Origin of the sequence: Puniceibacterium sp. IMCC21224 (assembly GCF_001038505.1) — a bacterium.
In the GTDB taxonomy this organism is placed as follows: Bacteria; Pseudomonadota; Alphaproteobacteria; order Rhodobacterales; family Rhodobacteraceae; genus Puniceibacterium.
In genome coordinates this window covers 1,609,785-1,625,117 of sequence record NZ_LDPY01000001.1, presented here as the reverse complement: position 1 = coordinate 1,625,117, position 15,333 = coordinate 1,609,785, and the positions used below count along the sequence as shown (strand labels likewise).

Annotated in this window: 12 protein-coding genes and 1 riboswitch; of the genes, 4 read left to right on the top strand and 8 right to left on the bottom strand. The window is 62.1% G+C overall.

The window, feature by feature from the left end; all coding sequences use genetic code 11:
* Window positions 1–574 precede the first annotated feature (574 nt).
* The 8 genes from IMCC21224_RS07450 to mraZ form a co-directional block, all read right to left on the bottom strand.
* A complete protein-coding gene (locus IMCC21224_RS07450; RefSeq protein WP_047994810.1) occupies window positions 575–1,549 on the bottom strand; it encodes a LysR family transcriptional regulator in 975 nt (324 codons plus the stop codon).
* A gap of 288 nt (window positions 1,550–1,837) precedes the next feature.
* A complete protein-coding gene (mraY, locus tag IMCC21224_RS07445) occupies window positions 1,838–2,920 on the bottom strand; it encodes a phospho-N-acetylmuramoyl-pentapeptide-transferase (protein ID WP_047994809.1) in 1,083 nt (360 codons plus the stop codon).
* Between the two features lie 12 nt (window positions 2,921–2,932).
* A complete protein-coding gene (gene murF / locus IMCC21224_RS07440) occupies window positions 2,933–4,369 on the bottom strand; it encodes a UDP-N-acetylmuramoyl-tripeptide--D-alanyl-D-alanine ligase (protein WP_047994808.1) in 1,437 nt (478 codons plus the stop codon).
* Window positions 4,366–5,799 (bottom strand): UDP-N-acetylmuramoyl-L-alanyl-D-glutamate--2,6-diaminopimelate ligase, encoded by a 1,434-nt coding sequence (locus IMCC21224_RS07435; RefSeq protein WP_047996950.1) that lies wholly within the window; start codon window positions 5,797–5,799, stop codon window positions 4,366–4,368. The genes murF and IMCC21224_RS07435 overlap by 4 nt, the downstream gene beginning before the upstream one ends.
* A gap of 103 nt (window positions 5,800–5,902) precedes the next feature.
* Window positions 5,903–7,690, bottom strand: coding sequence for a penicillin-binding protein 2 (locus IMCC21224_RS07430; protein WP_047994807.1), 1,788 nt, complete (start codon window positions 7,688–7,690; stop codon window positions 5,903–5,905).
* Entirely contained in the window at window positions 7,687–8,040 is a 354-nt protein-coding gene (locus tag IMCC21224_RS07425; protein ID WP_047994806.1) for a cell division protein FtsL, read from the bottom strand. The genes IMCC21224_RS07430 and IMCC21224_RS07425 overlap by 4 nt, the downstream gene beginning before the upstream one ends.
* On the bottom strand, window positions 8,037–9,041 hold the full coding sequence (gene rsmH, locus IMCC21224_RS07420; protein WP_047994805.1) for a 16S rRNA (cytosine(1402)-N(4))-methyltransferase RsmH: 1,005 nt from the start codon (window positions 9,039–9,041) through the stop codon (window positions 8,037–8,039). The genes IMCC21224_RS07425 and rsmH overlap by 4 nt, the downstream gene beginning before the upstream one ends.
* 3 nt (window positions 9,042–9,044) lie before the next feature.
* Complete coding sequence (mraZ, locus tag IMCC21224_RS07415) at window positions 9,045–9,548, bottom strand: division/cell wall cluster transcriptional repressor MraZ (protein ID WP_197089181.1); 504 nt, start codon at window positions 9,546–9,548, stop codon at window positions 9,045–9,047.
* 751 nt (window positions 9,549–10,299) lie between these two features.
* Window positions 10,300–10,512, top strand: a riboswitch (cobalamin riboswitch).
* A gap of 145 nt (window positions 10,513–10,657) precedes the next feature.
* Between mraZ and IMCC21224_RS07410 the strand changes: the two genes are divergently transcribed.
* The 4 genes from IMCC21224_RS07410 (at window position 10,658) to IMCC21224_RS07395 (ending at window position 15,262) form a co-directional block, all read left to right on the top strand.
* Window positions 10,658–12,541 carry a TonB-dependent siderophore receptor gene (locus IMCC21224_RS07410; RefSeq protein ID WP_047996948.1) on the top strand — a complete coding sequence of 628 codons (1,884 nt, stop codon included), beginning with the start codon at window positions 10,658–10,660 and terminating at the stop codon, window positions 12,539–12,541.
* A 129-nt stretch (window positions 12,542–12,670) separates the two neighbouring features.
* Window positions 12,671–13,651 carry an iron ABC transporter permease gene (locus IMCC21224_RS07405; protein WP_047994804.1) on the top strand — a complete coding sequence of 327 codons (981 nt, stop codon included), beginning with the start codon at window positions 12,671–12,673 and terminating at the stop codon, window positions 13,649–13,651.
* Window positions 13,652–13,721: 70 nt separating this feature from the next.
* Window positions 13,722–14,480, top strand: a complete 759-nt coding sequence (locus IMCC21224_RS07400) for an ABC transporter ATP-binding protein (protein ID WP_047994803.1) — start codon at window positions 13,722–13,724, stop codon at window positions 14,478–14,480.
* On the top strand, window positions 14,477–15,262 hold the full coding sequence (locus IMCC21224_RS07395) for a cobalamin-binding protein (protein WP_047994802.1): 786 nt from the start codon (window positions 14,477–14,479) through the stop codon (window positions 15,260–15,262). The genes IMCC21224_RS07400 and IMCC21224_RS07395 overlap by 4 nt, the downstream gene beginning before the upstream one ends.
* Window positions 15,263–15,333: the final 71 nt, after the last annotated feature.

Genomic DNA, 15,333 nt, shown 5'->3' with positions numbered 1-15,333 from the left:
TGCGTGTTGCCAAGAGTAGGCGCACAAGCCCGCAAACCCGCAAACGGGAATCCTGTAGGTGTCAAATTATCTAAGTATGTGTGGCGTTCGGTCAAAATTGGAACCTAACCGGTTCAACTTGAAACCTTGATCGGGCAAGACTGGGATCTCGCACCAGAAAACCTATTTCGTTCTTTGGTTTTAGAAATTCTGCCCCGCTGACGTAAAATTCGAAAATTTACACGTTCCGAACCCGAGAGCCACGCAACCCGATCCACCAGATGCCGGGGCTGAACACCTAACGCAGGCAAGAACGCGTCTGGTTCGTATGCATCGCAGCCGGAATCATCATGGCCGGAACGAGCAACAGCCGCAGCGGACGGAAAACGCGCATGGCGCGGCACGAAGCCCCGCTCCTTGCGAGGGCCATTTCCTTGGCAGCGAACCACACATTCACGGCGAAGAAGCGTGCGGAGGATATCTGGGCATGGGCAAGGGCAAGGTGCCGCGAGATGGCCGGCCCGCCGACCTGTCGGAAGCGCTGGATCGCGAGTTTCGCGCGCAATTCACCGTTCTCTGAGACCCACACTGCCGATCACTCGAGCAACCTGAAACTGTCAGCCAGCCACGGATCGCTGTGTTGCAGCGGGGTGATGGCATGACGGAGGATCAGGCTACGCACCTTGCTGTCAACCAGTTCAATCACTGATCTGGAGCAATCGGGCGTTGTGACCAGCGCGAGGGTCCGGGCAAAGGCCTTGCCCGGAAAGCGGTGCATCCGCAGTTGGTGATGAAACTCCTTCGCGCGCGAAAACAGCAGCGGGGTGGTGATCGTCCAGCCGGCACCGGCGGCCACCATTGCCATCAGCGTTTGGTTGTTGCTGCATTCGAATCGGTGCGGCGACGTTGCACCGATCCGTCGCAACTGCGACTCGATCTGCCGTGCTATCATTAGATTGCTGGTGAAGCGCAGAAACGGCAGTTTGGTGTCCCCGTTGACGGTATCGGAAAGGGACAGCCCGGAGAGGCGCGGCAGAACTGCGACAAAGGGATCGCGCAGCAGCGGGCGGTCTTGCAGATCGCTCATCCGCTCGGAAGGGGCGGTTGTGATGCCAAGATCGAGCTGGCGGTTGCGCAGCATCTCAATCAGATCATGGCTCGAGCCGGTGTGATACATGAAATCGCAGGCCGGCATGTTGGCCGACAGCGAGACCGCCAGTTCGGGGACGATGTCGCTTTCGAAATCCTCGATCGAGCCGATCCGGAGATAGCTCGCCTCGGCGACGCTGCCGGCCGAGGCCTCGGCCCGGGCCTTGCGGATCGCCCGCAGCGCATCGTCAATGTTGCGCAAGAAAACCTGGCCCTTCGGGGTCAGCACCATCGGGCGGCGCGCGTGGTTGAAGAGTTCGACCCCGAGATGCTCTTCAAGGCTGCGCAAATGGTGCGAGACGGTGCTGACGGTCAAGCCCGCCTCGCGCGCGGCGGCCTGCAATGAGCCGTCCTTGGCGCAGATCTGGAACAGTTCGAGCGATTTGAGACTGAGGTCACGGGAAACAGTGGCGCGGGTCATCGAGGCTCTCTCTGGAACTGCATCGTCAGGACCGCGATACTCGCATATATTGCGAGTATAATATATCAAATAGCCTTAGAACAAATTGGTCCGTCTGACGCCGCGGAAATCTGTGAAAATCTGTGAAAATCTCGATTTCACCAATCTCCAAGCGGAGCTGAGTCGTCTGGATGAACGCCTGCATCCCAACCGGGCGACACGGCAAACCCGAGCCAAGATCATGAATTCGCAAGATCACCCGACTGGCGCGTCAGATATGCGCGACGGGCTGACGATATCTTTGAAACTTCAGCGAACCTTGAGTGTTGCCAGCCCGATAATTGCGAGGATTAGCGAGATAATCCAAAACCGGATCACGATTGTCGGCTCGGCCCAGCCCTTCTTTTCGTAGTGGTGATGGATTGGCGCCATCAGGAACACGCGCTTCCCGGTGCGCTTGAAATAAAGCACCTGAATGATCACCGACAGCGCCTCGACGACAAACAGCCCGCCGATAATGCCCAGCACCAGCTCGTGCTTGGTGGCGACCGCGATTGCGCCCAGCGCGCCGCCCAGCGCCAGTGATCCGGTATCGCCCATGAACACCGCCGCCGGCGGCGCATTGTACCACAGGAACCCAAGTCCACCGCCAAAGACGCCGGCGGTAAAAATCAGAATCTCGCCTGTTCCCGGCACATAATGCACGTCCAGATAGTCGGTGAAATCGACCCGGCCCACCGCATAGGCAATCACCCCCAGCGCGCCCGCCGCGATCATCACCGGCATGATCGCCAGCCCGTCCAGCCCGTCAGTCAGGTTGACCGCATTGGCTGCACCGACGATCACGATCATCGCAAAGGGAATAAACAGGTAGCCCAGATTGACCAGCGTGTCCTTGAACACCGGCAATGCCAGTTGAAAGCTCAGCTCGTCCGGGTGATAGACCGCTGCCCAATAGCTGGCCACGCCAGCAATCAGGAACCCCAACAGCAGCCGCACCCGCCCGGACACTCCGGCCGAGTTCTGCTTGCTCACCTTGGCGTAATCGTCGGCAAAGCCAATGGCGGCAAAGGACATAGTGACAAACAGCACCATCCAGACAAAGGGATTGTCCAGCCGCGCCCAAAGCAATGTCGACGTCAGCAAGGCCCCGACGATCAGCAATCCGCCCATGGTCGGCGTGCCTGCCTTGACAAAATGGCCCTCGGGTCCGTCACTGCGGATCGGCTGGCCCTTGCCCTGGCGGCGGCGCAGCACGTTGATCAGCGGCTGTCCGAACAGAAAGCCAAAGATCAGCGCGGTCATAAACGCGCCACCGGCGCGAAACGTGATGTAGCGAAAGAGGTTGAAGACGTCGCCGCCATCCGACAATTCGGTCAGCCAGTATAACATATCACCCGTCCCCTATACCTCGATTGAGGCCGCGCCTTGGCCCATTTTACGGATCGCGTCAACCACGCGACCCAGCCCCATGCTCAGGCTGGCCTTGACCAGAACCACGTCCCCGGCATCCAGATCCGAGCGCAGCCCAACCAGAATTCCATCGGTGTCCCTGGTCCAGCGCCCGCGCTTTTCGGCGGGCAGCACGTCGTAAAGCGACTGCATCAGCGGCCCGACACAATGCACCACGTCGATCTCTGCCATTGCCGGATGTTCTGCCAGAGCGGCGTGCAGCGCCGCTTCGGTCGCGCCCAGCTCTTTCATGTCGCCCAAATAGGCGATGCGCCGCCCCTTGCTGACCCGTCCCACGTCATGGCGCACCTCAGCGGCTGCCAGCACCTCAAGCGCCGCCGCCATTGAGGCCGGGTTGGCATTGTAGGCGTCGTCGATCAGTTCAAAGGTCATGTGGGTATCAACCACGTCAAGCGTAATGACTTCGCGCTGACCACGCCCCGCGCCCGGCTCCCACCGGCCAAGATCGGCGAGGACAAGGGCGCGATCCAGTTTCAACGCGCCCGCAGTTGCAACCACCGCCATGGCGTTTTCGGCGAAATGACGACCCGGAACGCTGATCTTGTACAACACCGGGGTGCGCCATGCCCTGCCCTGCACCACGGTTGCCTGATCGCCGATCCGCAGATCGGTGATGCGGTGATGCGCCCGCCGCGACTGGCCAAAGGTCACAACCCGCGCACCCCGCGCCCTGGCGGCTGCGATCAACAATGGCGTCGTCTCAAGATCGGCGTTCAACACCGCGGTTCCGCCCGGTTCGAGCCCCTCGATGATCGACGCCTTTTCTTGCGCGATGCCCTCAATGCTTTCGAACGCCGCCAGATGGGCCGGTGCCACAATCGTCACCAACGCGACATGCGGGCGCGCCATGCGGCTAAGCGGCGCGATCTCGCCCGGGTGGTTCATGCCGATCTCGATCACGGCAAATTCGGTGTCTCGCGGCATGCGCGCCAGCGTCAGCGGCACCCCCCAATGATTGTTATAGCTCGCCTCGGCGGCATGGGTTTTGCCGTGACCCGACAGAACCTTTCGCAGCATTTCCTTGGTCGAAGTCTTGCCGACCGACCCGGTGATCGCCACGACACGCGCCGCTGTCCGCGCCCGCGAAGCCACGCCCAATGCCTCAAGCCCGGTCAGCACATCGTCCACGATCAGCAGCGGCGCATTGTCGGGCAGCCCCTCGGGCACATGATCGACCAGCGCCGCGGCGGCACCAGCGGCGAGCGCCTGAGCGACAAAGTCATGGCCGTCGCGCGCGGCCTTCAGCGCCACGAACAGATCGCCGGGCTTTAGCGTCCGGGTATCGATCGACACGCCGTCGGCCTGCCAGTCACGGGTGCTTTGGCCATTGGTGGCCATCACGGCCTCGGCTGCGGTCCAGAGGGTCATGCCAGCCTCCCGTCCAAGGCCGCAACAGCAACGCTTGCCTGTTCGGCGTCATCAAACGGATAGACCGTGATTCCGACGATCTGTCCCGTCTCGTGACCTTTGCCACAGATCAGCAGCGCATCCCCTGGCCCCAGTGCGTCAACGCCGCGCAGGATCGCCTCGGCGCGGTCAGCCACCTCAGTGGCGCCCGGTGCGCCACGCAGAACTTCAGCCCGGATGCTGACCGGATCTTCGGTGCGCGGGTTGTCGTCGGTGACGATGACCATATCGGCACATTCGGCCGCCGCAGCACCCATCAGCGGTCGTTTGCCGCGATCCCGGTCACCGCCCGCGCCCACAATGGCCACAAGCCGCCCCATAACGTGCGGACGCAACGCCCGGATTGCGGTTTCGACTGCATCAGGCGTATGGGCATAATCGACAAAGACCGCAGCACCATTGTCGCGCTTGGCTGCCAACTGCATCCGCCCACGCACCGTTTCCAGCCGTGGCAGCACCGCGAACACATGGTCGGGGTCACCGCCGCAGGCAATCACAAGCCCCGCCGCGAGACAGACGTTTTCCCCTTGAAACCCGCCGATCAGGTTCAGCCGCATCTGCACCACACGCCCCATCCAGCGCAGCCGGATTTCTTGACCCGTGGCATCGAATCGCTGCGCCATCATGCACAGATCCGCACCTTCGGCTTCGCCGACTGTGATCAGGCCCTGACCGCGCGCCTGTGCAATCGCCGCCATATCGACACCACGCGGATCGTCGATGTTGATCACCGCAACGCCATCTTCGGGCAGCACACGGGCAAAGAGCCCCGCCTTGGCATCGAAATATTCGTCAAAGCTGGCGTGATAATCCAGATGATCCTGGGTGAAGTTGGTAAAGCCCGCCGCACGCAGCGTCACGCCATCCAACCGGCGCTGTGCCAGACCGTGCGACGACGCCTCCATCGCGGCGTGAGTTACACCCGCCTCGGCCGCCTCGGCCAATACGCGATGCAGGGTGATCGGCTCGGGCGTGGTGTGGCGTAGGGGTGTCTCAAAATCGCCCTCGACACCGGTTGTACCGACATTGACCGCGCGCAGGGCCAATTCCTGCCAGATCCGCCGGACAAAAGTTGCCACCGACGTCTTGCCGTTGGTGCCGGTCACGGCGATCATCACCTCGGGCTGCATGCCCGACCACAGCGCCGCCGTATAGGCCAGCGCCTGACGCGGGTCCGCCGCGACCACCACCGCCGGGTCCGCACGCCCGATCTCGGCCTGGGCGATCCGGGCACCTTCGGCATCGGTCAGGATGGCCACCGCCCCCATGTCGAGCGCGGTTCCGATAAACTCTGCGCCATGCACCTGCGTGCCCGGCAGCGCCGCAAAGAGATAGCCACGTTTGACAGCGCGACTGTCCACGGCGAGTCCTGTAATCGTCGCCTCGCGCATGCTCCGGGCGGTCAGGCCCAAATCGCCTAATGTCTTGGTCGCCTCGGTCACGAAAGCCCCCGGCCTTTAGTCCATGTTCCTGTCCTGCCGCAGTAGCACTGTCTTAGTTGCTCGTCAGGACGACGCCTGCCAATTGCCCCGGTTCCACCTCGGGACGCAAGCCCAGAAGCGGGGCAATCCGGCCAATCAGTTCGGCAGCCACCGGGACAGCAGTCCAGCCCGCCGTGCGACGCGGCTTGTCTCCGCTGGTCTCGACCGGTTCATCCAGTGTCAGGACCAAAACGTACTTTGGATCATGCGCGGGGAACATGCAGGCAAAGGTCGTGATGACCTTGTCCTTATAGTAGCCGCCGCCCATTTCCTTGGGCTTGTCCGCAGTGCCGGTTTTGCCGCCGACGGCATAGCCCGCAACTTCGCCAAAGCTGGCTGTGCCTTCGGTCACCACCTTGCGCAGCATCAACCGCGCCGCTGCCGACGTGCGTTCAGAGATCACCCGCGGCCCCAGTTGCGGGCTGCTCTGTTTCAACAGCGTTGGGTGAACCACGCGCCCGCCATTGGCAATTGCAGCATAGCCCGCCGCCAGATGCAGCGGCGAGGTGCTGATGCCATGCCCATAGGAAATCGTGACGGTGCTCAGATCGGTCCAGCGGGCGGGCAACAGCGGCTTGCCGCCCTTTGCCTCAACAATCTCGAGCGGGGTCGGCACGAACATGCCCAGCGATTCAAGGAACTCCTGCTGCCGCTTAATACCGATGGCCAGCGCCAGTTTGCCTGTGCCGCGGTTCGAACTGTTGACGATGATGCCCTCGACCGTCTGCTTACCGTAATTGTGGTTGCTGAACTCTCCGATATTGTGGCCGCCAACCCTTAGCGGCGGCGAGGTGTCGATCACCGTATCCGGATTGACCAGCCCCAGCTCCATCGCCTGTGCGGCGGCAAATATCTTGAAGGTCGACCCAAGCTCGTAAACCCCCTGAACGGCGCGATTGAACAGCGGAGAATCGCTCGGGCTGCCGGTAACCGGGCCATTGGGCCGGTCGTTGGGGTCAAAGTCGGGCAGACTGGAAATCGCAATCACTTCACCGGTATGGACATCCATCAGCACCGCTGCGGCCCCTTTGGCGTTCATCAACTTCATGCCGCCCAGCAACACCCGTTCGGTCGCCGCCTGTACGGTCAGGTCCAGCGACAATTCCAGCGGCGCACCTTCCCGTGCCGGATCGCGCAACATCTCGTCGGCAAATTTCTCGATCCCGGCGGTGCCGATCACCTCGGCAGAGTGGACGCCTTCGCGGCCAAAGCTGGATCCGCCCAACACGTGCGCCGCCAATTTACCGTTGGGATACAGCCGCATTTCGCGCGGGCCGAACAGCAAACCGGGTTCACCGATATCATGCACCGCCTGCTTTTGCTCGGGGCTGAGTTTCTTACGTACCCACAAGAACTTGCGCGTGCCCGTGAAATCCTTGATCAGCCGCTCTTCTTTCAGCTCTGGAAAGATCTTGACCAGCGCTTTGGCGGTGCGTTCCGGTTCGATCATCTGCTGCGGGTGGGCGTACAGGGAATGGGTTTCCATGTTGGTGGCCAGAATTCGTCCGTGCCGGTCAACGATATCGGCACGCTGTGCCACGATCGACGCACCCGCCGCCTGCGCGCGCGGCTCGGTTGGTTCGGTGCTGGCCAGAATGCCCATACGCGCGCCAACCACCATAAAGGCGCAAAAGAACACCACACCCAGCATCAACAGACGGCCTTCGGCGCGATTGCGGGCCTTGTCGCGCATCTGCTCGTGCCGGATGCGCAGGTTCTCGCGCTCGATTGCGTCGGTGTTCTCGCCCTTGCTGCGGGCATCGAGGATACGCGCCAACGGGCGCAGCGGTATGCGGATCATGGGAATTCGGCTCCGGCGCTGGAGATATCGACAGGGTTGGTGATGGTCAGGTCCTGCATCGGCGGGGCCGGATAGGCGATCTGATCGACACGTCCAAACTGATCCGGGCGCAGCGGCAGCAGGCCCAGCCGGTCAAAGTTGATGTCCGCAAGATCACGCAGCCGGTCGGGTCGGTTCAGATAGGCCCATTCGGCGCGCAGAAATGCCAACCGTTCGCGCGCAGCGCCGATCTGGCGTTGCAGCGTCTCGACCTCGCTCAGCGCGTCCTGCGTTTTGTAATTTTCGTGATAGGCCCAGAAGGCCGCGCCGATGACCGCCATAAAGGTCATCACGTACAATAGTGATTTCAACTCCGTTCCCCCTTGAGTAGCGGCATCGCCACGGCCCTGGCCTCAATTTCTCCGGCGGGCGCATCGGTGCGGCGGGCAACGCGCAACTTGGCAGAACGTGCCCGCGGATTTTCATCCAGCTCGTCCGGGTCGGGTCCAACGGCCTTGCGCGTCACCAGATCGAATTGCGACAGCTGCTCTTGCACCTCGGGCGCATAGCGGTTGGCGCGGCCAAGCTGCCCGCCCCGATTCTGCAAGAACCGTTTCACCATACGGTCCTCGACCGAATGAAAGGTCACAACCGCCAGCAAACCGCCGGGGCGCAGAACCCGCTCTGCGGCCATAAGCCCCTGATAGAGCGCACCATATTCGTCATTCACCGCAATTCGAAGCGCCTGAAAACTGCGCGTCGCAGGATGGCTTTGCCCCGGTTTGGAGCGTGGCAGGCATCCTTCGACGATCCGGGCCAGCCGCAGTGTTGTGCGGATCGGCTCACCTTCGCGCGATTTCACGATGGCGCGCGCGATCCGGCGCGACATGCGCTCTTCGCCATAGACGTAAAGAATATCCGCCAGATCGCTTTCGTCAGCGGTATTGACCAGATCAGCGGCGCTAAGCCCCTGCTGGCTCATCCGCATGTCGAGAGGGCCGTCGCGCATAAAGGAAAAGCCACGCTCGGCCAAATCCAGCTGCATCGAACTGACACCCAGGTCGAGCACAACGCCATCCACGGCCTCAGCCACTTCGTCCATCTGGGCGAAATTGCTGACCACCAGCCGCAACCGGTCGCCATATTCGGCAACCCAGGGCGCGGCCATTTCATGCGCCAGCGGATCCCGGTCGATCCCGATCACCTGATCGGCACCCGCCGCAAGCAGCCCGCGCGCATATCCGCCCGCACCAAAGGTGCCGTCGATCCAGACCCCTCCAACAGGCGCAACCGCCCGCAACAGCGGGCGCAGCAGAACAGGAGTGTGGGGCGGCTTTGACCCTATGTCGGGTGGGGTTTGCGGCGCAGACATTTTCTACACCCCCGCTTGGTCGTCCAAAAGCATCAGCGGATCAAAATCCTCGTCCTGATCGTCCAGCCATTCCTCGGTCCTGGCCACCTCTTCGACCTCATAGGTTTCTGGCTTCCAGATCTGGAAAGAATCGCCGTTGGCGATAAAGAACGCCTCGCCATTTAGGTCGATCTTTTCGCGCAGCTTGGCGGGCAACACCAGCCGGCCGGTCTCGTCGACATTGGTGGGATAGCTTTGACCGTGGAACAGCCGTTGCAGGATCTTGCGCTTCTGCGATCCGCGCGGCAAGGCGTCGATCTTGGCGTCAATCTCGGCAATCGCTTCCATCGAATAGCAGTCAAGGCAACTGTTGCGGTGATCACCATAGACAATGACCAGTTCGGGGTTCTTGCCCTTTTCCCAGTTCGGGTCAGCGGATTCGAGCACACGACGAAACAGGGACGGGATCGAGACCCGGCCCTTGCTGTCCACCTTGTGCTGGCTTTCGCCCCTGAACCTCTGACCCACTGTCCCGTGCGCCCTTTGTGCCTGACCCCCGAAAACTGAAAAAGCGACGGGTTGATCCGCTGCCACCGATCAACCCGTCGCCCTGTATCCCGCGTTGCGGGTAGTCCGACTGCACGCGCCACCTGGGGGGATGTCTGCTCGCTCGCGCGCCGGATTCTGCTTCACGATGAAGGCCGGGACCTGTATGGAACCTGCCAGTTCTCTTTTATTATCATTGGGATGTGTCGCCGGGGTTCTTGGGGACCCCTTTGCCTTTCCCGTCCCTCATCGTGTAATTATTGATGCCACGGGAAATCGTGGGTGGCAACTGATAATTTCACTCCAACCCACTGCATCTTGCCCTACAGACCTCTCCAAAACAAGATATTGATGCCAGAACGGGACCAAATATCGCCGATATGGTAATATCATTCGAAAAAACACAATATATAGTGGAAAAATTCAGGTCGCGAAAAATCCCATGATATCCCGGAAAAATTCTATTAACGTCGATATCGATGGCTAAAAACGTGCCAGAGACCCATTTGTTCCGTACTTCGGTTCGCGAATCAACCAACAATACCGCGACTCCGTCGTGAAACGCGTCGCAAATTAAGTGCGACCTCCGGGCAGCCCCAATTTTGTCCCATGTATTCCCACACGAGCTCAAAACCCCGATATCTGACCCATGAAATCCCTGCCAGCGCCCACCAAGGACGCCAAGTCAGGCCGCATGCGATGCAATCGCGCTTGCTTTTGCCTCGTGACGGCCCTACCCAGTGCCTGCTTCGGTCCGGATGGGGACATCCGGTGAAAAGGGAACGTGGTGCGCGGTGCAATCGCTGCAATTCCATGACTGCCCCCGCAACTGTAAGCGGCGAGTGTGACCGGCTCTACGCCACTGGGGGGATCCAAACCTCCGGGAAGGCCCGGTTCACGCAACGACCCGCAAGTCAGGAGACCTGCCGCAGCGATCACCCTACCCCAGCGCGGGGCGCGCACGGGTTACGGTTCTCCGTATGTGGTGGCGACCTTTCACCGTTTGCGGAGGGGGCACCCTTTCCAATGACATTTTCGATACACGACCCATGGACCGCGCACCGCGCGGGACCAAACTGGAAAGAATCACAATGACGCGCCTGCTATGCTCGGCCTCTCTGTTTGCACTGGCCACCCTGCCCGCCCCATCCTACGCCCAAGAGGTCATGGACCTCGACGTGATCACCGTTTTCGCCAACCAAACCGAAACCGCGCTTGACCATACCGGCGCGTCCGTCGAGGTGGTGACAGAAGAGGATCTGAAGCTGGCCCCCACCACGCGGCTTGTCGATTACCTCGACACGCTGCCCGGCGTATCGGTCAGCAGCAATGGCGGGCTGGGCACCGGATCGACCCTGCGCCTGCGCGGGCTTTCGGGCGCCTATGTCCCCGTGCTGATCAATGGCATCGACGTCACCGACCCGTCCAGCACCCAGACCCAGTTCGACTGGGGGTCCCTGACGCTGGGCAACATTGGCCGAATCGAGGTGGTCAAGGGATCACAATCGGCAGTCTACGGCTCTGAGGCGATCGGCGGCGTGATCAGCATCACCACCGCGCAGATCCCGGACGAAATCGGCACACAGATCGACACCAATTCGGAATTCGGCACCGACAATACCCGCTCTGCCACTGTGAACATCGGCACCCGGACCGAACGCGCCGGGCTGTCCTTTGGCCTGAGCCGCACCCAGAGCGACGGCATTTCCGCCCGCAGCGATGCTGGCTTTGACGAAGACGACGGCTTTGACGGCAAACGGCTGACCTTTGACGGCTACTATGATGTCACGGACACCCTGCGCATTGGCCTGTCGGGCTATGCCCTTGATGCTGATGCTGACTTTGACGATGGCCCTTTTGCCGCCAAACCCGAAGGCGGCGAAACCCAGACTCAGACCCGCGCGATACGTGCCTATGCCGAACTGACGACTGGCACGATTGACCACAGCTTCTCTGTCTCGCGCTTTACCATCGACCGCACCAGCACTGCGGGCGGCTTTGCCGATCCCTTTGGTGGCACCCGCAACCGCGTGGATTACAAAGGGACCTGGCATGCGTCGCAGGCACTGACATTGTCCTTTGGTGCCGATTGGACCCGCGAAGAGGCGATGACCACAGGCGCTGTCTATGACCCGGTGACCTTTGCCCGTTCGGGCAGCGCCTCAACCGAGAGCGACTCGACCATTGCCGGTGTGTTTGCCGAGGCGCTGTATGCGCCCACCGACAAACTCGATCTGACGTTATCGCTGCGCCATGACGATCATTCCGATTTTGGCGGTGCCACCTCGGCCCGCGCGGCGCTGGCCTGGCGGCCGTTGCCGGATCTGACGGTTCGGGCGCTGCTGTCCAATGGCTTTCGCGCACCGTCGCTGTACGAGCTGTACAATCCGACCTATGGCAATGCGACGCTGGACCCCGAAGTCAGCCGCAACGCCGAGCTGGGTGTGGAAAAGTCCTTTGCCGGTGGCGCGCGCGTTCAGGCGACGCTGTTCTATACCGAAATCGACGATCTGATCCAGTATTTCGATCCCGACGGATACCTTGGGCCGATTGCCGGGGGGTACAATCAGGTGACCGGCACCACAAAGACGCGCGGACTTGAACTGTCGGGCGCGGTGCCGCTGTCGGATCGGGTCTCGGTTTCCGGGGCCTTCACCTATACCGACAGCCGGGACGCGCTGGACGATCCCCAGCTGCGGATTCCACGCTACGATCTGGCACTGGGCGTGCAGGCACAGCTGAGCGACGCCCTGCGCGGCGGGCTGAGCGTGCAGCGCATCGTCGACCGACCGGACGATTTTGGCACACCGCTGCCGGATTACACACTCTGGGGTGCCAATCTGGCCTACGAGATCACCGACACCGCCGAGGTGTATCTGCGGGTCGAGAACCTGACAGATCAGGATTATGTGACTTCCGGCGGCTATAATTCGCCCGGACGTTCCGTATTCTTCGGGATCAATGCGTCGTTCTGAACATATCCTCGCCAGCGCGCCGCCGCCTTGTGACGGCGGCGCGCCAAGCGTGAACACAAGGGTGCGCGCCAGCGGTGTGCGCCCTGCCGGTTCCGGGTCGGCGCGCGCCCTTAGCGACAGGTGTCAGGCATGAGACTGCTGTTCGGCCTGTCCGCGCTTCTTATCATTCTTTTTGTGGCGTCGCTGCTGGTGGGACAGGGCGATATCAGCCCGATGCAGTCACTGCGCGCCTTATGGGGTGCCGACGATCCGCTGATCGTCATGGTCCTGCAAGAAATCCGGCTGCCGCGCGCGCTTTTGGCCACCATGGTCGGAGCCTCATTGGGGCTGTCCGGGGCAGCCATGCAGGGATATCTGCGCAATCCGCTGGCCGAACCGGGGCTGATCGGCGTTTCGGGTGCGGCGGCGTTGGGGGCGGTGATCGCGCTGCAAACCGGCCTCGCTGCGTGGTTTACGCTGGCATTGCCTCTGATGGCGCTGGCGTTCGCCTTGGTGGCGGTGGTGCTGATCCTTGTGCTGGCAGGTCCGCGCGGGGCATCGCTGACGCTAATTCTGGCTGGAATCGCGATCTCGGCTCTGGCTGGCGCACTGACCTCTCTGGTGCTCAACCTCTCGCCCAATCCCTATGCGGCGTCCGAGATCATTTTCTGGATCATGGGGTCGGTGGCGGACCGGTCGTTTAGTCATGTCACGCTGGCCCTGCCGCTGATGCTGCTGGGCTGGGGGCTGCTGCTGACATTGGGGCGCGGGCTCGATGCGCTGACGCTGGGCGAAGACGCAGCCGAGGCGATGGGCGTATCGCTGTCATCGCTGCGTCTGCGGTTGCTGGGCGGTACAGCGGCAGCTGTCGGGGCGGCCACTGCGGTCGCCGGGGCTGTCGGCTTTGTCGGGTTGATCGTGCCGCATCTGCTGCGCCCATTGACCGGGGCGCGCCCGTCGATGCTGTTGTGGGCGTCAATGCTGGGTGGTGCATCCATGGTACTGGCGGCAGACCTGACCGTGCGACTGGTCCTGCCAACGCGGGATTTGAAGCTGGGGGTGGTGATGGCCATCATCGGTGCACCGCTATTCCTGCATCTGATCTACAGAACCCGGAGGGAGATCCTGTGACGCCACTGTCTGACGCAACCGGTATCGCCCGCATCTTCAACGCCTGCAGCTTCGGCACGGGTGCGCCGCGATGAACTTGCTGCGCACCACAGACCTCACGGTCACACGCGCCACCTGCCCGGTGGTCGACCGTATCTCGATCACGGTCCCAGCAGGCGAATGCGTTGGGCTGATCGGACCCAATGGATCGGGAAAGACCACGTTGATGCGCGCCGCCCTCGGGCTGTTGCCGCATACTGGTGCCAGCACTCTCGCCACATTGCGCCCGCGTGAACGCGCCGCGACTGTCGCGTGGCTGCCACAACAACGCGAAATTGCGTGGCCCGTCACCGTCGAAACCGTCGTGGCGCTGGGTCGTTTGCCACATCTGCCGCGCGGCACTCGGTTGCGCCCCCAGGATCAGCGCGCCGTCGACGCTGCACTGGACCGGATGGGACTCTCCGCGTTTCGCCACCGCCTTGCCACGCAACTTTCGGGTGGCGAACAGGCACGCGTCCTTATTGCGCGCGCCCTTGCCCAAAATACCCCGCTTCTGATGGCGGACGAACCGATTGCCGGGCTCGACCCCGCCGCGCAGATTTCAACGCTGCGGGTGTTTGCCAGCCTCGCCGCCGAGGGGCGCGCGGTTCTGACCTCGCTGCACGATCTGAGTCTGGCAGCACGCTACTGCACGCGGCTGGTGCTGCTGGGGCAGGGTCGCAAGGTGGCTGATGGCGCGCCCGCTGACGTCCTGACAGCCAAAAACCTCGCTCAAGTGTTTTCGCTCAGCGCCCGAATCCATGACACCCCTGACGGGCCGCTGTTTCAGGCATTGGATGTGTTGTCATGACCGCTCCGTCCCGTATCGTCTGCCTCACCGAAGAAACCGTCGAGACGCTCTATCTTCTGGGGCAAGAACACCGGATCGTCGGCGTGACCGGCTATGCCGTGCGCCCGCCCCGTGTACGGCGTGAAAAGCCGCGCGTCGGCGCGTTTACCTCGGCGGATGTGCCAAAGATCCTCGCCCTGAACCCAGATCTGGTGCTGTGTTTTTCGGATCTGCAGGCAGATATCGCCGCAGATCTGATCCGCGAGGGGCTCGATGTCCACACCTTTAACCAGCGCAGTATTGCGGGCATCCTTGGGATGATCCGTATGCTGGGCCGCCTCACCGATTGCACAGCAGACGCCGAGGCGCTGGCCACCGGATACGAGGACCGCATTGCCACTCTGCGCGCCGCACAGCCGACGCACCGCCCGCGCGTCTATTTCGAGGAATGGGACGAGCCGCTGATCACCGGCATCGGCTGGGTGTCAGAATTGATCGAGATTGCAGGCGGTGCCGATTGCTTTGGCCATCTGCGTCATGAACAGGCCGCGATCAACCGGATCGTCCCGCCTGAGGCGGTGATCGACGCCCAGCCCGATATCATCATCGGTTCATGGTGTGGCAAAAAGTTCGCGCCGCACAAGGTCACTGCCCGCCCCGGCTGGGACGCGATCCCGGCCGTCCGCCATGGGCGGCTCTACGAGATCAAATCGCCGCTGTTGCTGCAGCCCGGCCCTGCGGCATTGACCGATGGGCTGGATGCGCTCGTCCGTCTTATCTCCGGCGAGGCGCCGGTATGCTGACCATTCCGCGCATGTGTCAGACCGCGGCCACGCAATCGCCGCGGACAACACCCCACTGCAAGCTGCGCCGG